The organism is Pseudoalteromonas sp. PAR1, from assembly GCF_947311895.1.
Lineage (GTDB): Bacteria > Pseudomonadota > Gammaproteobacteria > Enterobacterales > Alteromonadaceae > Pseudoalteromonas > Pseudoalteromonas lipolytica_C.
The window spans coordinates 102,112-123,626 of sequence record NZ_CAMZMY010000014.1; the positions used below are offsets into that span (position 1 = coordinate 102,112).

21 protein-coding genes, 1 tRNA gene and 1 riboswitch are annotated in these 21,515 nt (G+C 42.5%); of the genes, 16 read left to right on the plus strand and 6 right to left on the minus strand.

Going from position 1 to position 21,515, the window contains the following annotated elements; all coding sequences use genetic code 11:
- The first annotated feature begins 8 nt into the window (after nt 1-8).
- Nucleotides 9-410 (plus strand): 8-oxo-dGTP diphosphatase MutT, encoded by a 402-nt coding sequence (gene mutT, locus QL229_RS13065; protein ID WP_138558968.1) that lies wholly within the window; start codon nt 9-11, stop codon nt 408-410.
- A gap of 2,088 nt (nt 411-2,498) precedes the next feature.
- Here mutT and galE read toward each other — a convergent pair.
- On the minus strand, nt 2,499-3,512 hold the full coding sequence (gene galE / locus QL229_RS13070) for a UDP-glucose 4-epimerase GalE (RefSeq protein WP_135923395.1): 1,014 nt from the start codon (nt 3,510-3,512) through the stop codon (nt 2,499-2,501).
- Between the two features lie 229 nt (nt 3,513-3,741).
- Between galE and QL229_RS13075 the strand changes: the two genes are divergently transcribed.
- Both QL229_RS13075 and QL229_RS13080 read left to right on the plus strand, forming a co-directional pair.
- On the plus strand, nt 3,742-4,245 hold the full coding sequence (locus QL229_RS13075) for a DUF3016 domain-containing protein (protein ID WP_135923396.1): 504 nt from the start codon (nt 3,742-3,744) through the stop codon (nt 4,243-4,245).
- Between the two features lie 291 nt (nt 4,246-4,536).
- Nucleotides 4,537-5,052 (plus strand): DUF3016 domain-containing protein, encoded by a 516-nt coding sequence (locus QL229_RS13080; RefSeq protein WP_281547027.1) that lies wholly within the window; start codon nt 4,537-4,539, stop codon nt 5,050-5,052.
- Between the two features lie 162 nt (nt 5,053-5,214).
- Here the strand turns inward: QL229_RS13080 and QL229_RS13085 are convergent, their stop codons facing one another.
- On the minus strand, nt 5,215-5,505 hold the full coding sequence (locus tag QL229_RS13085) for a hypothetical protein (protein ID WP_054561134.1): 291 nt from the start codon (nt 5,503-5,505) through the stop codon (nt 5,215-5,217).
- 72 nt (nt 5,506-5,577) lie between these two features.
- Here QL229_RS13085 and QL229_RS13090 point away from each other — a divergent pair, with 72 nt between their 5' ends.
- Nucleotides 5,578-5,790 (plus strand): hypothetical protein, encoded by a 213-nt coding sequence (locus QL229_RS13090; protein WP_135923398.1) that lies wholly within the window; start codon nt 5,578-5,580, stop codon nt 5,788-5,790.
- A 187-nt stretch (nt 5,791-5,977) separates the two neighbouring features.
- On the opposite strand, the gene epmB is transcribed toward QL229_RS13090, so the two are convergent.
- The gene (gene epmB / locus QL229_RS13095; RefSeq protein WP_253039641.1) at nt 5,978-6,991 is read right to left on the minus strand and encodes an EF-P beta-lysylation protein EpmB; all 1,014 of its coding nucleotides are present in this window, start codon (nt 6,989-6,991) and stop codon (nt 5,978-5,980) included.
- A gap of 41 nt (nt 6,992-7,032) precedes the next feature.
- On the opposite strand from epmB, the gene efp reads away from it, so the two are divergent.
- Nucleotides 7,033-7,599, plus strand: a complete 567-nt coding sequence (efp, locus tag QL229_RS13100; RefSeq protein ID WP_135923400.1) for an elongation factor P — start codon at nt 7,033-7,035, stop codon at nt 7,597-7,599.
- A 67-nt stretch (nt 7,600-7,666) separates the two neighbouring features.
- Nucleotides 7,667-8,641: an elongation factor P--(R)-beta-lysine ligase gene (epmA, locus tag QL229_RS13105; protein WP_281547028.1), complete on the plus strand. Its 975-nt coding sequence runs from the start codon at nt 7,667-7,669 to the stop codon at nt 8,639-8,641.
- Between the two features lie 136 nt (nt 8,642-8,777).
- On the opposite strand, the gene QL229_RS13110 is transcribed toward epmA, so the two are convergent.
- Nucleotides 8,778-10,877, minus strand: a complete 2,100-nt coding sequence (locus QL229_RS13110; protein ID WP_281547029.1) for a TonB-dependent receptor — start codon at nt 10,875-10,877, stop codon at nt 8,778-8,780.
- Between the two features lie 123 nt (nt 10,878-11,000).
- On the opposite strand from QL229_RS13110, the gene QL229_RS13115 reads away from it, so the two are divergent.
- The 8 genes from QL229_RS13115 to QL229_RS13150 all read left to right on the plus strand — a co-directional run bounded on the left by QL229_RS13115 (nt 11,001) and on the right by QL229_RS13150 (nt 18,551).
- Nucleotides 11,001-11,390, plus strand: a complete 390-nt coding sequence (locus QL229_RS13115; protein WP_054561129.1) for an acyl-CoA thioesterase — start codon at nt 11,001-11,003, stop codon at nt 11,388-11,390.
- Between the two features lie 123 nt (nt 11,391-11,513).
- Complete coding sequence (locus QL229_RS13120) at nt 11,514-11,918, plus strand: META domain-containing protein (protein ID WP_281547030.1); 405 nt, start codon at nt 11,514-11,516, stop codon at nt 11,916-11,918.
- A 66-nt stretch (nt 11,919-11,984) separates the two neighbouring features.
- Nucleotides 11,985-12,086: riboswitch (TPP riboswitch) on the plus strand.
- A gap of 144 nt (nt 12,087-12,230) precedes the next feature.
- Entirely contained in the window at nt 12,231-14,183 is a 1,953-nt protein-coding gene (gene thiC, locus QL229_RS13125; RefSeq protein ID WP_235382410.1) for a phosphomethylpyrimidine synthase ThiC, read from the plus strand.
- A gap of 74 nt (nt 14,184-14,257) precedes the next feature.
- Nucleotides 14,258-15,262, plus strand: coding sequence for an FAD-dependent oxidoreductase (locus QL229_RS13130; RefSeq protein WP_235382411.1), 1,005 nt, complete (start codon nt 14,258-14,260; stop codon nt 15,260-15,262).
- Between the two features lie 8 nt (nt 15,263-15,270).
- Nucleotides 15,271-15,468: a sulfur carrier protein ThiS gene (gene thiS, locus QL229_RS13135; RefSeq protein ID WP_171041525.1), complete on the plus strand. Its 198-nt coding sequence runs from the start codon at nt 15,271-15,273 to the stop codon at nt 15,466-15,468.
- Nucleotide 15,469: 1 nt separating this feature from the next.
- Nucleotides 15,470-16,252, plus strand: coding sequence for a thiazole synthase (locus QL229_RS13140; RefSeq protein ID WP_235382412.1), 783 nt, complete (start codon nt 15,470-15,472; stop codon nt 16,250-16,252).
- Nucleotides 16,253-16,267: 15 nt separating this feature from the next.
- On the plus strand, nt 16,268-17,791 hold the full coding sequence (gene thiE, locus QL229_RS13145) for a thiamine phosphate synthase (protein ID WP_281547031.1): 1,524 nt from the start codon (nt 16,268-16,270) through the stop codon (nt 17,789-17,791).
- Nucleotide 17,792: 1 nt separating this feature from the next.
- Nucleotides 17,793-18,551 carry a HesA/MoeB/ThiF family protein gene (locus QL229_RS13150; protein WP_281547032.1) on the plus strand — a complete coding sequence of 253 codons (759 nt, stop codon included), beginning with the start codon at nt 17,793-17,795 and terminating at the stop codon, nt 18,549-18,551.
- Nucleotides 18,552-18,640: 89 nt separating this feature from the next.
- On the opposite strand, the gene asd is transcribed toward QL229_RS13150, so the two are convergent.
- Both asd and rsgA read right to left on the minus strand, forming a co-directional pair.
- Nucleotides 18,641-19,507, minus strand: coding sequence for an archaetidylserine decarboxylase (asd, locus tag QL229_RS13155; protein WP_171040440.1), 867 nt, complete (start codon nt 19,505-19,507; stop codon nt 18,641-18,643).
- An 18-nt stretch (nt 19,508-19,525) separates the two neighbouring features.
- Nucleotides 19,526-20,584 carry a small ribosomal subunit biogenesis GTPase RsgA gene (rsgA, locus tag QL229_RS13160; protein WP_281547033.1) on the minus strand — a complete coding sequence of 353 codons (1,059 nt, stop codon included), beginning with the start codon at nt 20,582-20,584 and terminating at the stop codon, nt 19,526-19,528.
- 122 nt (nt 20,585-20,706) lie between these two features.
- Between rsgA and orn the strand changes: the two genes are divergently transcribed.
- Both orn and QL229_RS13170 read left to right on the plus strand, forming a co-directional pair.
- On the plus strand, nt 20,707-21,252 hold the full coding sequence (gene orn / locus QL229_RS13165; protein ID WP_135923411.1) for an oligoribonuclease: 546 nt from the start codon (nt 20,707-20,709) through the stop codon (nt 21,250-21,252).
- Nucleotides 21,253-21,439: 187 nt separating this feature from the next.
- Nucleotides 21,440-21,515, plus strand: a tRNA-Gly gene (locus QL229_RS13170).

A 21,515-nucleotide genomic window follows, 5' to 3' on the forward strand; every position in this document is an offset into this window, starting at 1 on the left:
AATAACAAATGACAAAAAAAGTAGTGCATGTTGCTGTTGGCGTTATTTATAAAGATCAGCAGTTATTTATTTGTAAGCGCCCAGACGATAAACACCAAGGCGGCTTGTGGGAATTCCCTGGCGGTAAAGTAGAGCAGGGGGAAAGTGTGTTTGCAGCACTTCAGCGTGAGCTGTTAGAAGAAGTAAACCTAACCGTAAACGGCAGTGAAGAGCTAATGGTTATCGAGCATGACTACGGCGATAAATGCGTGCGCTTAGATGTGCACATTGTTGATGATTTCACAGGCACTGCCCATGGTGCAGAAGGCCAACAAGGTAAGTGGGTTGCACTGAGCGAGCTTGATGATTACAGCTTCCCAGCAGCGAATGTTGAGATTATCGAAAAGATAAAGCAGAGGTTTGAGCTGTAAGCTTTAAGCCGAACGGTGTTGTTGGTGGGAGATGCGTGTAGGAGGTACTTTAGTGCCGAAAATATTTTCACAAAGAGAAGTGAATGAGGAAGTGATAATTACGTTTTTTGTTTTCTCTAAAGCGCAGCGCATCTTGTCCTCTTTGTGAATTAAAGATCTTTTTCTAACCACAGAGGTCACAGAGAGCACAGAGGAAGAGAAGATGAGACTTAACTTTTTTAAATATTGGTTTCTCTGTGCAGCGCGAAGCGCCTCTGTGATCTCTGTGGTTCAAATATTGTTTTACACAAAGAGAAGTAAATGAGAAGAGAATGAGGAAGTGATAATTATGTTTTTTGTTTTCTCTAAAGCGCAGCGCCTCTTATCCTCTTTGTGAATTAAAGTTCTTTTTCTAACCGCAGAGGACACAGAGAGCACAGAGGAAGAGATCTAAATCTCTTAGTAAATATTTGGTTTCTCTATGTAGTGCGAAGCGCCTCGGTGTTCTCTGTGGTTCAATATATTTTTAAAAAATTTGCACAAAGAGAAGTGAATGAGGAAGTGATAATTACGTTTTTTGTTTCCTCTAAAGCGCAGCGCCTCTAGTCCTCTTTGTAAGTTAAAGATCTTTTTTCTAACCACAGAGGACACAGAGAGCACAGAGGAAGAGAATAGTAGATTGTAAATCGTTATTCACTGAAGCGCGGAGTGCCCATAATCTCTTAGTGATTATTTGGTTTCTCTGTGTAGCGCGAAGCGCCTCTGTGATCTCTGTGGTTCAAATATTGTTTTACACAAAGAGAAGTAAATGAGAAGAGAATGAGGAAGTGATAATTATGTTTTTTGTTTTCTCTAAAGCGCAGCGCCTCTTATCCTCTTTGTGAATTAAAGCTCTTTTTCTAACCGCAGAGGACACAGAGAGCACAGAGGAAGAGATCTAAATCTCTTAGTAAATATTTGGTTTCTCTATGTAGTGCGAAGCGCCTCGGTGTTCTCTGTGGTTCAATATATTTTTAAAAAATTTGCACAAAGAGAAGTGAATGAGGAAGTGATAATTACGTTTTTTGTTTCCTCTAAAGCGCAGCGCCTCTAGTCCTCTTTGTAAGTTAAAGATCTTTTTTCTAACCACAGAGGACACAGAGAGCACAGAGGAAGAGAATAGTAGATTGTAAATCGTTATTCACTGAAGCGCGGAGTGCCCATAATCTCTTAGTGATTATTTGGTTTCTCTGTGTAGCGCGAAGCGCCTCTGTGATCTCTGTGGTTCAAATATTGTTTTACACAAAGAGAAGTAAATGAGAAGAGAATGAGGAAGTGATAATTATGTTTTTTGTTTTCTCTAAAGCGCAGCGCCTCTTATCCTCTTTGTGAATTAAAGCTCTTTTTCTAACCGCAGAGGACACAGAGAGCACAGAGGAAGAGATCTAAATCTCTTAGTAAATATTGGTTTCTCTGTGTAGCGCGAAGCGCCTCGGTGTTCTCTGTGGTTCAATATGTTTTTAAAAAATTTGCACAAAGAGAAGTGAATGAGAAGAGAATGAGGAAGTGATAATTATGCTTTTTGTTTTCCTCTAAAGCGCAGCGCCTCTTGCCCTCTTTGTGAATTAAAGATCTTTTTCTAACCACAGAAGACACAGAGAGCACAGAGGAAGAGACCAAAATCTCTTTGTTGATAGTGGTTTCTCTGTGTAGCGCGAAGCGCCTCTGTGTACTCTGTGGTTCAAATATTTTTTACACAAAGAGAAGTGAATGAGAATAGAATGAGGAAGTGATAATTACGTTTTTTGTTTCCTCTAAAGCGCAGCGCATCTTGTCCTCTTTGTGAATTAAAGATCTTTTTCTAACCACAGAGGTCACAGAGAGCACAGAGGAAGAGAAGATGAGACTTAACTTTTTTAAATATTGGTTTCTCTGTGCAGCGCGAAGCGCCTCGGTGTTCTCTGTGGTTCAAATATTTTTTACACAAAGAGAAGTGAATGAGGAAGTGATAATTATGTTTATTGTTTTCTCTAAAGCGCAGCGCCTCTTGTCCTCTTTGTGAATTAAAGATCTTTTTCTAACCACAGAGGACACAGAGAACAGCCATTTGTCTAACACCAAGGCTAGTGCTTATTTATAACCGTTAGGGTTTTTACTTTGCCAGCGCCACGTATCTTGCATCATCTCGTCAATGCCGCGCTCAGCTTGCCAGCCAAGCTCCTTTAGCGCCTTTTCTGGGGCAGCGTAACATGCAGCAATATCACCCGCTCGGCGCGGCGATATTTGGTAAGGAACAGCTTGTCCGCTGGCTTTTTCAAAGGCATTAACCATTTGTAATACCGAATAACCATTGCCTGTGCCAAGGTTAAATACGTGCGCACCTGTATCACTAGCAATGCGGTTCAGCGCTTTTAAGTGACCAAGCGCTAAATCAACAACATGAATATAATCACGCACGCCTGTGCCATCTACCGTATCGTAGTCATCACCAAACACACCTAGCTTTTCTAATTTGCCAACTGCCACCTGAGAAATATACGGCAGTAAGTTATTAGGAATGCCATTAGGGTCTTCACCGATTAGCCCCGACTCGTGCGCACCAACAGGATTAAAGTAACGTAAAATTACAAAGGCAAAGCGTTCATCCGATTTGGCAATATCTTGTAGCATCATCTCAACCATGAGTTTAGATGTACCGTATGGATTTGTTGTGCCACCAACAGGGAAGTCTTCGCGAATTGGTAAGCTTGCTGGGTCGCCATAAACTGTTGCTGATGAGCTAAATACTAATTTGAATACACCAGCGTCGCGCATTGCATCAACCAGCGTTAACGTGCCTTGTACGTTGTTTTGGTAATACTCAATAGGTTTAATAACCGATTCGCCCACTGCTTTTAAACCTGCAAAGTGGATAACGCTGTCGATTGAGTGCTCACTAAAGATTTTATCTAAACAGGCTCTATCTAAAATATCACCTTGGTAAAACGTGACATCTTTACCCGTGATTTTTTTAACACGAGCCAATGACTCATTTGATGAATTGCTTAAATTATCAAGTACAACAACATCATTACCCTGTTGTAATAATTCTAAAACGGTATGTGAACCGATATATCCGGCTCCGCCGGTGACTAAAATGGTCATAAGATTTCCATAAACTATACCTGATTAAATTAGGCTTATTTCATCATATTTCTCGTTAAATTACATGAATAAAATGTGATTATTATTCTGTATGGCATGGTGAGGTAGTTGTTTTTGATTACACTTTATACCATATTGGTTACACCTAGCTGATTACATATTAAGCTATAGTTAATCGTCAGCTGCTAAATTTTTAAGCACTAGCTACACCTGTTAACTGGAGAATATAATGAATATAGTAAAAAAAGTTGCGTTAGCGCTTATGGTTACGCTCCCGGCTTTTGCTCATGCAGGCGAAGCAAAAGTTAAATGGCATGACTTTAATGATTATCGTGATGTACGCCCAGGGAATAACTCACCAAAAGGCGCATTTCATAAAAATGTGGCAAATAATTTTGAAAAACACTTTAACAAACTAGCTGAAAAGCTACCCGAAGGTTATACCTTTAATGTTGAGGTGACAGAGCTAGATCTAGCTGGTGATGTGCGTTTTGGTACCATGAATGAGCTACGTATTATCAAGCCAATTTACTTTCCGCGTATCGACCTAAATTATTCAATTACCGATAAAAACGGTAAGGTCGTAAGCGAAGCAAACGATGTAAAACTCAAAGATATGGGATTCATGGATCGTATGAAGATGGGTCGTGACGAGGCTTATTATTACGATAAACGTTTAATTACTGATTGGTTCGAAGATGAGCTATTACCGTCGTTAAACCTTGATGAATAAACTTAGTCACTATGTGGCTGTAGCAGTAAGTAAATAGTACAACTAAATACATATTTAACTGCTGCTACAACTTATAAATTTCATTTTATTGAGACTACCCGTATATAAGTTTTTCTTTTAGCTTATTCGTTTAACGTTCAATACCTAAAGTACTAAAAGTATTCATAGTCTTGATCTTGGTTACATTTTGAACCATATTATTATTCTATTACATGATTTTTACTTGGTGTTTACACTATACATTTTATAAATGTTGATTATGTAATAGTTTGAAACCTATGGAGAAATGGAATGATTAAGATCAATAAAGCTTTACTTGTAACTTGTTTACTTTTACCTGCTTTTGCCTACTCTGGTGAAGCCGAAGTAAAATGGCAAAATTTTGATGAATACAGTGATGTGCGCCCAGGGAGTAACTGGAAAAAAGAAAATTACTATAACAGCGTTAAGCGTAACCACGAAAAAACGTTTAGAAAATTAGCAAGTAAATTACCTGATGGTTATGTTTTTTCTGTTGAGGTAACAGATTTAGATCTTGCTGGTGAAGTACTGTTAGGTAATGGCAATGGCAATAGTACCGAACCTCGCGTAATGTCATCTACATACTCACCTAAAATTACCTTAAATTACACAGTTAAGAGTAATGATGGAAAAGTTGTTAGCCAAGATAGCAACTTGAAACTTAAAGATATGAGCTATCTAGATGGTATCGTAATGCGTTACAAAGATTCATACTATTACGATAATAAACTGATAGCCGAGTGGTTTGAGGATAAACTGCTTCCGTCAATTGACTCAGCTGAATAAATACGCTTTTATGGCAGCAACTTTATATCGAGTGTTTTTGCTTTTGTTTGCATAATTAACAAGATATAAAAGCGCTGCCAAAATTAACTATATGAGTTTTAACGATGAATATACTCATTGTTAAACTTATGGCTAAAGAGCCACTATCACTTTTCCGTTAGTTTACTTAAACGTCGCTAACAGTTGTAATAGCTGTTGCAGTTTGATAACGGTTTTTTTCAGTTTTTCTTCGTCCATACCGTCGTTGCTTAAGCTTTCTACATCAGCAGCAACATCGAGAACGTAAGGTTTAAAACGTTTTGCTTCAAAATCAAAGCCAGCATCTTTTGCAAATAAGGCTGTGAATTTGCCGTGCCCTTGCTGCTGTAAGTCATCTAATTTTTTATCGGCATCAAGTGCCTGACGGTAAACGATTTTTAGGTTAGCATTTAGCTGTTCTATAATTGAATCCATTTTTTTCCTAAAGCTTTAGACTGCAATGCCGATATAGTACGTGGATTGTCTTAAAAAGTCAGGTAATGAACTATGAATATATCAGGATCAAGCTTACCAGCGATGAGTGGCGGTGGCGAAAGCGCCGAAGTTTACAGCGCGTCACTTGCTAAAAAACAGCAAAAAGCAGAAGGTGCAGCAGCTCTAGCGCTAATCGAAGGTGCAGCCACATCGAGTGCAGCAGCGCAAACACCTGCTAAGTCGGTAACTGCGACACTAGGTAATAACGTTAACGTATACGTTTAACTAGATAGGGCGTGTTGACCCTTTATGATTGATTTTGCAGCATTAATGCCAAACACGCGCTGCCCTTCGGGTTCTTCCTAGGGGCGATTAACTCTTTGTTACTCGATTTTTACTTAGCCCACTAGGTTACAAATCTCGCGCCGCGATTAAATCGCCCCTAGAGTGAACAAATTTCAATCAATAAAGGTCAACACGCCCTTAGATCGATTGGCGTTTTACTTTTTTCGCCGCCGATCTCGCGTACCAGCTTAGGAACCAAGAACCCCGGCAATGCTGCCAGCATAGCCGTAACGATTTCTCGTGCCTGACTCTCAGCTATATCAAAGTGGCTGGCACCCTCCACTTTATCTAGTAGATGTAAGTAGTAAGGTAATATATCGGCCTCGAACAGAGCCTCACTTAGCGCAACTTGCGACTCAACAGAGTCATTCACATCTTTTAGTAACACCGCTTGATTTAATAAGGTAACACCCACAGCTTTTAATTTTTGCATAGCCGCTTTAAAGTCATCATCAATTTCGTTGGCGTGATTGATATGGTTTATAAACACCACTTTTAACGATGATGCAGCAAAGCGTGCACATAGCTCATCGGTAATTCTTGCAGGGATCACCACAGGTAAGCGGCTGTGAATACGTAGGCGTTTAATTTGCGGTAGCTGCTCTAACTCATCCATAAACCAACTAACGGCATCGTCTTTGGCCATTAAAGGGTCGCCGCCACTTAAAATGACTTCGTTAATATTGCTGTCGGCTTTTATATAAGCCAGCGCATCAATCAAGCTGCGTTTGTTTAATTGGTTTTCTTGATACGGGAAATGGCGCCTAAAACAATAGCGACAATTTACCGCACAACCGGTTTTAAACATCACTAAAACGCGAGAGCGATACTTGTGTAACAAACCCGGTTGGTTGTTATCTTGCTCTTTTAAGGGGTCTTTGTCGTAACCTGTTTTTGCTAAAAATTCTTGATGGCGAGGCATCACTTGCAGCAAAAGAGGGTCGTTTATGTCGCCATAACGCATTTTTTTGATAAAAGGCAGCGGCACGCGGACAGGAAAAAGACTGCGTGCTTTGAGGTCTTTTTCGTCTACTTTGCTTGATAATCCTAGCATTTCTAGCAAGCGTTCAGGACAAGTGACAACATTTGCCAATTCTTTTTGCCAGTTTTTATGCAAATTTACTTCATTTCTTTGTATCATTGACACGTAGATTACTCGAAATTATTTAGACAGAGGAAACGATGGCGAATTATAGCACCAATGAGTTCAAGGGCGGCCTAAAAATTATGTTAGACGGCGAACCTTGCAGCATCTTAGAAAATGAAATGGTAAAACCAGGTAAAGGCCAGGCGTTTAACCGTGTTCGTATTCGTAAACTTATCACAGGTAAAGTACTAGAAAAAACGTTCAAGTCAGGTGAGACCGTTGAAGGTGCAGACGTAATGGATACCGATTTAGCGTATCTATATACTGACGGTGAGTTCTGGCATTTCATGAACAACGAAACATTTGAGCAAATCGCTGCTGACGAAAAAGCACTTGGCGACAACGCTAAATGGTTAGTTGAAAATGACGTATGTACAATCACGCTTTGGAACGGTAACCCAATCGCCGTTACTCCACCAAACTTTGTTGAACTAGAAATCACTGACACAGATCCAGGTCTAAAAGGTGATACAGCAGGTACTGGCGGTAAACCAGCAACATTAAGCACTGGTGCTGTTGTTCGTGTTCCTCTATTCGTACAAATCGGTGAAGTGATCAAGGTTGATACACGTAGCGGTGAATACGTGAGCCGCGTTAAGTAATAGGCTTTGTTAAGCAATTTATTATAAAATCCCAGCTTCTGCTGGGATTTTTTTTGAGAAACAGTTTATGTCTAAAGCCCTTTGGCAACCAAGCGCCGATATTGAAACTTTACGCCACCGTGCCGCCATCATTCGCCGTATTCGCGAGTTCTTTTATGCACGAGATGTTATGGAGGTTGAAACACCAAGCCTAAGTGCAGCCAGTGTAACCGACGTGCATTTAGCGACATTTAGTACCGAGTTTGTTGGCCCAGGTCATGCTGGTGGCTTACCACTGTATTTGCAAACGTCACCAGAGTTTGCCATGAAGCGTTTACTTGCTGCGGGCTCTGGGGCTATTTTCCAGCTGTGCAAAGCCTTTCGAAATGAAGAGGCGGGTAGCCATCATAACCCTGAATTTACGATGCTTGAGTGGTATCGTCCGGGTTTTGATGAATTTGCGCTTATGGATGAAATGGATGAGCTTATGCAATTGGTGCTTGGCGTAGAAAGCGCAGAGCGACTAACTTATCAGCAAGCCTTTATGAACGCCTTAGGTGTAGACCCTTTAACTGCTGATATCAGCACATTGCAGCAACTAGCAACAGAGCAAGGCTTTGCCGATATTGCCGCGAATGAAACACATCGCGATACCTTGTTACAGCTATTATTTTGTATGAAGGTAGAGCCAACTATTGGCCAAGAAAAGCCTTGTTTCGTTTATCATTTTCCAGCTTCGCAAGCAGCTCTTGCACAAATTTGTCAGCACGATGAGCGAGTAGCAGGGCGCTTTGAGTTATATTTTAAAAATATGGAACTGGCAAACGGCTTTAATGAGCTGACCAATGGCAAAGAGCAAGCAGCTCGTTTTAGTGAAGATAATCAGTACCGTGAAGCAAATGGCTTAAAGCAAGTGCCAATGGATGAGCGTTTAATAGCTGCTCTAGAGCATGGTTTGCCACAATGTGCGGGTGTCGCATTGGGTATTGATCGACTCATTATGCTGGCAACGAATAAGCAAAAGATTAAAGACGTACTTGCCTTTGATGTTGAAAGGGCTTAACTGATTTGGCTCTAGACTCTAGGCTCTAGGCTCAAGGCTCAAGGCTCAAGGCTCAAGGCTCAAGGCTCAAGGCTCAAGGCTCAAGGCTCAAGGCTCAAGGTGCTGGGTGCTAGGTGAAAACCTAGCACTCAATTGCTTATAGCTCGTAAATAAATGTCACACCGGCAACCATTGGTTCGCCAAGTTGGGTGTAAGTATGAGTGGTGTAACCATCTAATGGGTCGTTACCAAACTCAAAGCCACGAGTTGGTACGTCTTCATCAAATAAGTTACGTGCCCATGCATTAATGCTCCAATTATCACTTTCATAACCAAACGAAGCATTTACCAAGTTGGTGCTTGGTGCTTGTGAGTTATGGCTGTCAGAGAAGTAATAATCGTCTTTGCCCTCTACACCAATTGATGCGTAAAGTGCTGGTGTAAAGTTATAACGCGCAGTGAATGCATATTGGTATTTAGGTGCTTGTGCTTGGTCACGGCCATCTTGATCAAGGCCTGATTGCGCAACAAAGTCATTGATTTCGGTATGTAAATAACCTGCACTACCCGTAAGTAGTAAATTGTCAGTGGCTTGGAAGCTACCTTCAATTTCTAAACCGTAGTTTTCACCAGAGCTGGCATTATCGATATAGCCTGTGAATTTTTGACCTTCAACCTGCCACGATTTTAACTGCATATCTTCGCGGTACATGTAGAAAGCGGCAAGACGTAACACAAACTTATCGTCCAAAGAGCTTCCTTTCACACCAAACTCACCGCTCCAAAGGTATTCAGGGGCAAATGATGTGTGATTAGCAAAGAAATCAGCATCTAGGTTTAAGCCTTCATCTTTTGCTTTTGCTAACGCTTCAGAATTAATACCGCCGGCCTTATAGCCACGAGTAATGCTGGTGTAGATCATGGTGCGATCAATCACTTGGTATTCAAGTGCAAGCTTACCGCCCACCATGACATCATCAGTTTCTTCAATAAAACCGTTGTTGTCGGTGTAGTCGCCTTGATACTGCTCAACACGCAAACCCGTAATTAAGGTTGTTTTTGGACCAATAGGTGTTGCTAGTTGGCCATACGCTGCAATATTACTGGTTTCATAATTTGAGGTAAATGGTTGCGCCAGCCAAGTGTATTGGCGTTCTAAATCAACTTCGCGGCCTTGGTAGTAAATACCGGCAACCCACTCACCAGACTTACCGCTAAATTGCAGCTCGGCTGCTTGATCTTGACGATCGCGAAAGTAAGCATCTGTTGAGCTATAGCCCCATTCATGCAAGCCTGCAGCACATAACTCTGGTTGATCTTCATCATTACACACCCAGTCTTCGTCGTAGCTGTATAGCAGCTCGCTGTCGATACCTGAAAGGTTTAGGCTAACATCAAACCAATCGAAGCCGGTGTAAATGTTGGCAAGGCCAACTGCAATGCTTTCTTGGTTATCTTGGCCTGGTTCATCAGCCACACTGTAACGGCTGTTATCCAAGGTGAAGGCATCATAGCCGTTATTAATATCAATGTAATGAACGCTCAGTTCAGTACGTAGGTGATCGGTCAATTGGCTGTGTAATTTAAAGCGAGAAACGAGCTCATCTTGTTGTTGGGTATCTTCGCCTAAATAACGGTTTTCAACATAGCCATCAGACTCACGTTGATAAATACTGGCGCGTACTGCTGTGTCGTCGGTAATACCCGTACCTGCGGCAATACCTGCTTCATAGCTGTTGTAGTTGCCCGCACCTAATTGTACTTTCACACTTGGGTCAAGAGTAGGTGTTGCAGATTCCATTTGAATCATGCCAGCTAAGGCATCAGCACCAAAGCGAGTTCCTTGTGGGCCGCGATAAATCTCTACCTGGTCGATATCAAATAACAGTGAACTGCCACCTAAACCAGAGTAGTTGATGCCGTCGATCACTAAGCCAACCGAAGGATTAATTGGGTCTACAAACTGTGAGCGTAAACCTACACCACGAATTTGCACGAAACGACCACGAGAAGCCCCTGAGGTAAAGTTTACATTCGCTGCACTAGCAAGCATCTCATCTAAAAACTTTGCACCGCGTTGATTGATTTCATGGTCTGAAAACAAACTAGCACTGGCACTTAATGTTTGAATGCTTTCTTTTTTGAAATCACCGGTAACTACAATCGTTTCCAACTCACCATCTTCAGCGTAGGCAATCGAAGATGCTGCAAATAAAGGCAGGATGGCAGCAGATAATAATGATAAACGTCGTTTCATGTGGATTCTTAACTCCATTTTCGGGACTGCTATTCTAGCAACCTAGCTAGCCAAATGGCTATAAAATCAATTTTTATGGTATAAACGCAGGCAATTATACGTAAATTGATTAGGAATACGACTATGACCTTTAAAGTCGACTTTAAAGTGCGTGATTATGAGTGTGATTTACAAGGTATTGTAAATAACAGTGTTTATTTTAATTACTTAGAACATGCTCGCCATGAATTTTTACATGCTCAAGGTATCGACTTTGCAAAGCTAGCAAGAGAAAAAGTTAACCTTGTGGTGCTTCGCAGCGAAATGGATTATAAGGCATCACTTGTGCCGGGTGATGAATTTTACGTGGCCGTTGAGCCTGAGCGTATCAGCCGTTTAAAGTTTGCGTTTAGGCAAACGGTGTATCGCAAACATGACGATAAAGTGATGCTACAAGCGTTAGTGATTGGTACGTCGGTAAATGAAAAAGGTCGTCCTTTTTTACCAGAAGAAGTCGATAACTTATTCAAGTAAGCGAGAGTGTTTCAAAAAAATGGGGCTTAGAACAATTTTTTACAGATAAAACATGTTTTTTTAACGATCAAAGCAGTCAAATATTGTTACTATTATGGTATTGGAATTTGAATTGTAAAAAATATGAAGCGTTTAGCCGTACCACTTTTGTTTGTATTATTTTGTTTAGGGTGTTCATCAACCAGTACAGTCACAAGTGAACAATTAAAATATACTCAGTGGCAGCTATCAAAGGTGAATGGCTTAAGTCTTGATATGTCGCAAAGTGCATCAATGCGATTTATTGAAGCAATGCAAATAAATGGCTTTGCTGGCTGTAATAAATTTTTTGGCGAAGCAGTTCTAACTGACGATGATTCAATTGTAGTAAACAAGCTAGGCATGACACGTAAATCATGCGGTGAGAAAGCCGATGAACTCGAACGTAGTTTGTTAACCGCGTTAAGAGAAGGTGCAGCCATTAAGCTTGAAGGTGAGCAACTGACTTTGCAAGGTACGCATCGCTTTACCTTTATTGCCAAAAACTAAAGCGCATGTGCTTGCAGCAAATTTTTAACTAACGTACACTCATTGCGTTAATAAAAAATAACGAATTTAAACTTGTCGGAGTGCCTTTAACAAGGCTGAGATCGCGAAAGCGGGATCCGTGAACCTGATCAGGCTAACACCTGCGTAGGGAACAAGCTGCCTCACTAGGCGCTTGTGCGCCAAATTTTGGGGCATAAGCGGCACAGGCTGCACTGGTAAGCATTTAACTTACTAACGATCCAATGGCGTTTGCCACTCTCTATTGCACTTGCAATATCTGACAAGACAACCCTTAAAGCAATGAGGTAAGTCATGTCAAACACAACAACGAAACCATCTCGCCGCGAAGTTCGTGCGGCTGCATCAGAGTATATTTATAACTTAACGGGCCAACCGTTTCCTAATTCTCATAAAGTTTATGTAGAAGGCACGCAAGATAATGTGCGAGTAGGGATGCGTGAAATCACCCTCAGCGATACCTTCATCGGTGGTACTGAAGAGAATCCCGTATTTGAGCCTAACGCGCCAATTCGTGTTTACGATACATCAGGCCCATACACTGATCCGGATTTTAAACTCGATGTGCGCAAGGGTCTTGAGAAATACCGTGAAAAGTGGATTGAAAGCCGCGGCGATACTGAAATTTTAGACTCAGTGACTTCACAATTTTCTCAACAGCGTATGGCTGATGAAGGATTAGATCATATCCGCTTTGAGCACTTACCAAAAATCCGCCGTGCAAAAGCAGGTAAAAACGTCACGCAAATGCATTATGCGCGACAAGGCATCGTGACGCCTGAAATGGAATATGTGGCAATCCGTGAAAACATGGGTCGCGCTAAAATTCGTGAAGAGTTACTTGCAGCCCAGCACAAAGGCGAATCGTTTGGTGCTAGCATTCCTGATTTTATTACCCCTGAATTTGTGCGTGATGAAATTGCTCGAGGCCGCGCTGTGCTTCCTAACAATATTAACCACCCAGAAACCGAGCCGATGATCATTGGCCGAAACTTTTTAGTTAAAGTGAACGCGAATATTGGTAATTCGTCTGTGACTTCATCAATCGAAGAAGAAGTCGAAAAAATGGTGTGGTCTACTCGTTGGGGCGCTGACACGGTAATGGATTTATCAACGGGTCGCTATATTCACGAAACTCGTGAGTGGGTGGTACGTAACTCACCAGTACCAATTGGCACCGTACCAATTTACCAAGCGCTTGAAAAAGTAAACGGTGTGGCTGAAGACCTAACGTGGGAGATTTTCCGCGATACCTTGATTGAACAAGCAGAACAGGGTGTTGATTACTTTACCATTCACGCTGGGGTATTGCTCCGTTATGTGCCAATGACGGCAAAGCGTGTTACCGGTATTGTTTCGCGTGGTGGTTCAATCATGGCGAAATGGTGTTTAGCGCATCATAAAGAAAACTTCTTATACACGCACTTTGAAGAAATTTGTGAAATTTTAAAACAGTACGATGTGTGTTTTTCATTAGGTGATGGCCTGCGCCCGGGCTCTATTGCCGATGCTAATGACGAAGCCCAGTTCAGCGAATTACGTACTTTAGGTGAGCTGACAAAACTTGCTTGGAAACATGATGTGCAAGTGTTCATTGAAGGCCCAGGCCATGTGCCAATGCATATGATCAAAGAGAACATGGAAGAGCAGCTAAAACACTGTGAAGAAGCACCGTTTTATACTCTTGGTCCATTAACCACGGATATTGCACCGGGGTACGATCATTTCACATCAGGTATTGGCGCTGCGCAAATTGCTTGGTACGGCTGTGCCATGCTTTGTTATGTAACTCCTAAAGAGCATTTAGGCTTACCAAACAAAGAAGACGTTAAAGAAGGTTTAATCACTTACAAAATTGCTGCCCATGCTGCCGATTTGGCAAAAGGCCACCCGGGTGCGCAAGAGCGAGATAATGCATTATCAAAAGCACGCTTTGAGTTCCGTTGGCATGACCAATTTAACCTAGGTTTAGACCCAGAACGCGCCCGCGAATATCACGATGAAACATTGCCACAAGAATCAGGCAAGATTGCACATTTCTGCTCTATGTGTGGACCTAAGTTTTGTTCGATGAAGATCACTCAAGAAGTACGTGATTACGCCAAAGATCTTGAAGCAAGAGGCATAGATCCAAATAACGTAGGTGATGCTATCGAAATCAAAATGGTTGATGTTGAAGCCGAAATGAAAGCGAAATCAGACGAGTTCAAAAAAACGGGCTCTGAGATTTACCACAAAGCAGTTTAATTGATGGAGCTAGGCATCAGCGATAGGCTCTGGGTTTTTTGCCTAGGGCCCAGAGTCTGGGGCCTAGAAAGTTTATGTCATTAAAGATAGCGATACTGGGTTTTGGTTTAACTGGCCGTTTAACTGCATTGGCACTTGCTAAAGAGCACCAGCTGAGCGTGTTTGAGCAAGATGATGAACATGCTAGCAACAGTGCCGGCAGCGTTGCTGCAGCGATGTTGGCACCCCTTGCTGAATCAGTCCTGTGTGAACAGGATTTAGCCCTACAAGGGCTTAATAGCATCACTCGTTGGCAGCAAATTTTAAGTGAGCTCAATGAAGCTGTGTATTTTCAACAAACAGGCAGTTTAGTGGTTGCTCATCAGCAAGATAGGGGCGATTTACAAAGTTTTGTTAGCCGCTTAAAACCGCTTGAAAGCTATCAGGCACAGGCATTGGTGGGTTCTCAAATCGCTGATCTTGAGCCTGAACTAGCTGGGCGTTTCCATCAAGGAGTGTATTTACCTTGTGAAGGGCAACTCGATAATCAGGCATTTTATGGCGCTAGTTTTAAAAAGCTTACCTCGCAAGGAGTGCAATTTAACTTTGGCTGTAAAGTTGAATTGAACGCCCATCAGGTGAATGGCCAAAGCTTTGATTATGTATTTGATTGCCGAGGCTTAGGTGCAAAACAGACTGAACCTTTACTGCGTGGAGTAAGAGGGGAGGTGGCGCGTTTATATGCACCAGAGGTGAACCTAACTAGACCGATACGACTGATGCATCCGCGTTACCCAATTTATATTGCTCCTAAACCAAATCATCAATTTGTGATTGGTGCGACTGAAATCGAATCGCAAGACCGAGGTAAAGTCACCGTGCGTTCGGCACTGGAGTTATTGTCTGCTGCTTATACGGTGCATAGCGGCTTTGCTGAAGGGCGTATAGAAAGCTTGCAATCGGGGCTTCGTCCAGCGTTTGCAGACAACCGCCCGAAAGTCACAAAGCAAGGTCGAGTGATCAGTATTAATGGCTTGTACCGTCATGGCTATTTACTTGCGCCTCAGGTGGTTGATGACGCAGTGAGCTTAATTGCTTAAGGATAAAAATGAATATTTTAATTAATGGTCAGTCAGTTACAGTGAACGACAATACATCGCTGACTCAGGCGTTGAGCCAGTTTGGTGCAAGACCGCCATTTGCCGTTGCCGTTAATGGTGACTTTGTACCGCGCAGCCAGTGCGATGCTAAAACCCTCAACGAAGGCGACAGCATTGAGTTATTGTCGCCAATTCAAGGAGGCTAAGATGGATAGTTTTTCGGTTTATGGTGAGCAATTTACGAGTCGGTTACTGATTGGCTCAGCACTGTACCCTTCGCCAAGTGTTATGCAGGATTCGATAGTGGCCTCACAGGCTGAGATTGTCACGGTTTCATTAAGACGTCAGCAAAGCGCTTCTGCGGGTGATGATTTTTGGCAATTGATAAAAAACACCGGGTTAAAGGTGCTGCCAAATACGGCGGGTTGTCATAGTGTGAAAGAAGCGGTGACCTTGGCACAAATGTGCCGCGAAGTGTTCGCCACTGATTGGATCAAGTTAGAACTAATTGGTGATGAATATAATTTACAGCCAGATCTAATCGCACTGCTCGAAGCCACTAAAATTTTATTGGCCGATGGCTTTAAAGTTTTACCTTATTGCACAGATGATTTAGTGCTGTGTCAGCGCCTCGCTGATTTAGGCTGCGAAGTATTAATGCCTTGGGGCGCACCGATTGGTACGGGTAAAGGCTTGCTGAATCCTTACAACTTAAAAATGATCCGTGAGCGCTTGCCAAACCATACGTTAATTGTTGATGCGGGCTTAGGTTTACCATCTCATGCCTGCCAAGCGCTTGAATTAGGGTATGATGCCGTATTATTAAACTCGGCAATTGCAGGTGCAGGTTGCCCAGTGACGATGAGTAAAGCGTTTAAGAGTGCTGTTGAAGCGGGGCGATATAGCTATTTGGCTAAAGCGATGCCAGAAAAAGACGTGGCAAGCCCGTCAACGCCGACGCTCGGTATGCCATTTTGGCATCAAGAATAAAATGTGAGGAGTAACATGAATCAGGTTGTATGGACCATAGCTGGCTCAGATTCGGGCGGCGGTGCAGGAATTCAAGCCGACATCAAGGCAATGCAAAGTTTTAATGTACATGGCTGTACGGTTATTACTGCTTTAACGGCACAAAATAGTTTAGGTGTAGAAGCGCTGAACCCGATATCAACAGAAGTGATTGAGTCGCAACTATTAGCCTTAGCCAGTGATATGCCTGCCAGCGTGATTAAAATTGGTATGCTTGCCAATGTGCAGCAAATACAGCTTATTAGTGAGCATTTAAAGCATTACAAAGCGACTTGGGCAGAGCCGCCTTTGGTTGTTTATGATCCGGTTGCCATTGCCTCAAGTGGTGACTTATTAACAGAAGAAGATACCGTTAGTGCCATCAAAGAGTGTTTATTGCCATTAGTCGATGTAGTAACACCGAACACTCACGAAACACAGCTTTTAACCGGTGTTTATTTGATTGGCCCAAGCGCAGTGAAAGAAGCTGCCGAAAAGTTAACAGGCTATGGTGCAAAAGCGGTGATCATCAAAGGGGGTCACTGGGATTACCCAAGTGGCTATTGTATTGATTACTGCGTGCAAGGTGATCATGCATATTGGCTTGGTAACGAAAAAATTCAAACTCCGCATAGTCATGGTACTGGATGCAGTATGGCTTCTGTTATTGCTGCGTGTTTAGCCAAACAGTATCCACTCAAAGATGCTTTTATTTTAGCAAAAGCCTATATCAACCAAGGTTTAAAAACAGCTGTTCGTTATGGTGAAGGGATTGGCCCCGTTGCACATACTTGCTTTCCTACAACGCTGGCGGATTACCCACAAGTCATCGAGGCGGGAAGTTGGCTAGGTGATGAGCTCGACTTTGACTGCCCGGTTGATTTTACTATGGCAGCAGGCTTTGCTGAGTGCGACTCTAAACAGCTTGGGTTATATGCCGTTGTTGATACGGTTGATTGGTTAGAGAAGTGTTTAGCCGAAGGAGTTAAAACCGTTCAATTAAGAATGAAAAATGCAGACGATGCAACACTCGAAGTTGCCATTGCAAGTGCAGTTATGCTGGGGCAAAAGTACGGTGCGCAGGTGTATATCAATGATTATTGGCAATTAGCGATTAAACACGGCGCTTATGGTGTTCATTTAGGGCAAGAAGACTTACAAACCGCTAATTTAATTGCCATAAAAGAGGCTGGGTTACGCTTAGGTGTGTCGACTCATGGCTTTTATGAGATGCTACGTGCACATAATTTCAGACCAAGTTATATGGCGTTTGGCGCTATTTATCCAACCTCCACCAAAGACATGACAGGGCAAATTCAAGGTTTAGAAAAGCTCGAAAAATTTGTACCGTTAATGGCTGATTATCCAACGGTGGCGATTGGTGGAATTGATATATCACGTGCAGAGCAAGTTGCGAGTACGGGGGTTGGCAGTGTTGCCGTAGTACGTGCGATTACTGAAGCCGAAGACTACCAAGCAGCCATTGCCAAGTTAAAACAGCTGGTCGAAGGTCAGTCTTAATATGAGCGCGTTAAGCGACAAAGAGCAAATTCGTTATAGCCGCCACTTGCTATTAAAAGAGGTGGGGCATGCGGGGCAGCAAAAGTTAAAGTCTGCACATATTGTGGTTGTCGGGGCAGGTGGGCTTGGCTCACCAGCACTGTTTTATTTAGCGGCGGCGGGTATCGGAACGCTCACTTTGATTGACGACGATAAGGTTGAGCTTTCAAATCTACAGCGACAAATACTCTATAAAGTAAACCATATGGGGCAGGCAAAAACACAGGCGGCTGCCAAGGTGTTAAGTAGTTTAAATAATCAAATTACGGTTAAGCCCCTATGCCAAAAGCTTGATGAAAGTAACTGTGCTGAGCTTCTTGATGGCGCTGACATCATCCTTGATTGCAGTGATAACTTTGCTACCCGTTATTTGGTTAATCGCTATTGTTTAGCTAAATCTATCCCTCTTGTGTCAGCTGCTGCCATTGCAACACAGGGGCAAGTGATGAGTTTTGATTTTCGTGATGAACATAGCCCTTGTTATGGTTGTGTATTCCCGCAAACGGAGGAGCAAACAGCGCTTAATTGCGATAATGCTGGGGTATTGAGCCCGTTACTTGGGGTTATGGGTAGCATGCAAAGCTTATTGGCTATCAATATATTGCTTGGCCATAAAACGGGCAGCGAGTTTATTCAATTTGATGGGCTAACACTAAAGCAGCAGCACTTTAATATTCAAAAAGATAGTGAATGTTCAGAGTGTTATAGCAGAGTTTTATAGCAGAGTGTAGGCGCGGTTTTGTAGTGAATTTTAAGCAAACCACTTTTAGTTAAAGTGGTTTGCTTAATTGGTTTGCTTAATTGAACTTATTAGTCGTTAATTTTCGCAAATGGTGTGCCCATACGCGTTACTGTTTCAGGGTGTTGATCTGATAAGAACTCAGCTTGATTTGCACCCCAGGCTAAAATAACGGTAGAGCCTAATTTAAAGCGACCCATTTCTTCACCCTTCTTCAGGGTAATTGCATTGTCACCTTTCGTTGGGTAATTCCAACTAAATACATCTTTACCCGCTGGTGGCGTTACTGTGCCTGCCCAAATAGTCTCGATGCTAGCAACAATTGTCGCACCTACAAGCACCATGGCTAGCGGGCCAATCTCGGTTTCGAAGATAGCCACAACTCGCTCGTTACGAGCAAATAGGTTAGGTACATTTTGCGCTGTTAACGGGTTTACAGAAAATAAATCACCCGGTACGTAGATCATTTTGCTCAGCGTACCATCAACAGGCATGTGAATACGGTGGTAATCTTTAGGGGCTAAATAAATAGTCGCAAACTTACCGCCTAAAAACGGCGCTGTGTCTTCTTCTTTGCCACCAAGTAGTGCTTGTAAGCTGTAGTCGTGGCCTTTTGCTTGGATGATTTGACCGTCTACTACATCGCCTAATTGGCTAATTGCACCATCAACTGGGTGAGCAATAATGTCGCTTTCTTCGGCAAGTGGACGAATTCCTTCTTTTAATGGGCGAGTGAAAAACTCATTAAAAGTTTTGTAATGAGCTGGATCTGGGTATTTAGCCTCACTCATATCAATTTTGTATTGTTTGATAAACAATTTAATTAAGGCCGTTGTTAAGCCACCCGCTTTTGCTGCTGCCAACTTGCCAACCATGCGCGAAATGAAATGTTTTGGCATGGCATATTGCATAGCAATTTTGAATTTATCTAAACTCACTTGTTATTTCCTAAATAGTTATACGCGAGGAGCGCGTGCACCAGCACGGCCGTCGGCCATAGTTTCTAAAATTCGGTGGTAACTGTCAAAACGAAGTTCTGAAATTTCAACATCATCAACAGCTTGGCGAATTATACAGCCAGGATCGTTTAAATGCTTACAATCTCGAAAACGACAGCCACCAATAAAATCACGGAACTCTTTAAAGCACCATGTAACGCGCTCAACATCTAAATGCCACAAGCCAAACTCACGAATTCCTGGTGAGTCGATAAGGTTACCGCCACTTGGTAAGTGGTGTAATCGCGATACGGTTGTTGTGTGCTGACCAAGGCCGCTGTTCTCGGAGACTTCTTGGGTTAGGATGTCAGCATCTGGCAGTACAGTGTTCACTAAGGTTGATTTACCCACACCACTTTGACCAACAAAAATGCTGTTTTTACCGACCAGTTTTTGTTTAAGTTCATCAATGCCTTGACCCGTTTTATTACTGACTAACAGTACTTGATAACCTAACTCTCGATAGATATCGAGAATTTCATCAATAAAAGCAAGGCCTTCATCGTCAATTAAATCTATTTTGTTGAGCACTAAAATAGGCTCAATTCCCATGTCTTCACAGGCAACTAAATAGCGATCGATAATGTTTGGCGTAAACTCAGGCAGTACCGCAGAGACCATTAAAATTTGGTCGATATTGGCAGCGACGACTTTTACCCCGTCATAAAAATCAGGGCGCGTTAGTTGTGAGCGACGTTCATGAGTTGCCTCAATAACGCCAGCTAAGTCGCCTTCGCTAACTTTTGCACGGCGAAAAATAACTTCATCACCACAGACAAGGCTCGATACTGTTCTGCGAATATTACAACGTAATATGCTGCCTGATTCGGTTTCGATGTCGGCATGTTGGCCAAATCGACTGATCACTACCGCATTTTCGGCAGGACCTAAATTGTCATTTTGCCATTGCACAGTTGCCCCTTTCTCTTGCTTTTTGTCTGCATTAGAGAGGCGTTTTTGATGGTTGGCCTTAATTCGACGCGATTGGCCTTTACTTAATTTCTTTTGTTTTGCCACTTTTGGCCTATAACTTGAGTAAATGTCGGGCTTTTTGAAAAAAAAGCTTTAGGTCGACTGATGATACTAATATGATATATCTAAATGCGTTGGATCTAAAGGAAAGCACCGCTAAGGTAACTATGTCTTTTCATAAATCAAATCTTATCTGGCTCGACCTGGAAATGACCGGCCTCGAACCAGCAACAGATAAAATACTCGAAATTGCCACTGTTGTCACCGACAGTGATTTAAACATTTTGGCTGAAGGCCCTGTTATTGCTATTCATCAAAGCGATGAACTGCTTGATGGCATGGATGAGTGGTGTACGACTCAGCACGGTCAATCTGGTTTAACAGCTCGCTGTAAAGCAAGCACATTCACAGAGCAAGATGCCATTGAGCAAACACTGGCATTTTTGAAGCAATGGGTACCTGCGGGTGCTTCGCCTATGTGTGGTAATTCTATCGGCCAAGATCGCCGCTTTATGAATAAGTACATGCCTGAATTGGAAGACTACTTTCACTACCGTAACCTCGATGTAAGCACAGTTAAAGAGCTTGCGCGTCGCTGGAAACCTGACGTATTAGCGCAAGTGAACAAAAAAGGTTCACATCTAGCCCTCGACGATATCAAAGATTCGATCATGGAATTAAAGGTTTACCAAGAAAAATTCTTTAATTTGTAAAAAACATTTGCAAACACATCGGATTATTGTAGAATCCTGCCCCGCTTAAGACGTTAACCCCGCGGGGTTAGTGTGTCTTTAGCTAAACTTTTATAGTTGAAATTTACGGCAAGCTCAGTTGCCAGAACGTTTTACCGCAACCTTCAAGGTTGTGCACCAACGGACAAATTACTGACTACTTTTGAATGCGGCACTAGCTCAGTTGGTAGAGCGCAACCTTGCCAAGGTTGAGGTCACGAGTTCGAGCCTCGTGTGCCGCTCCA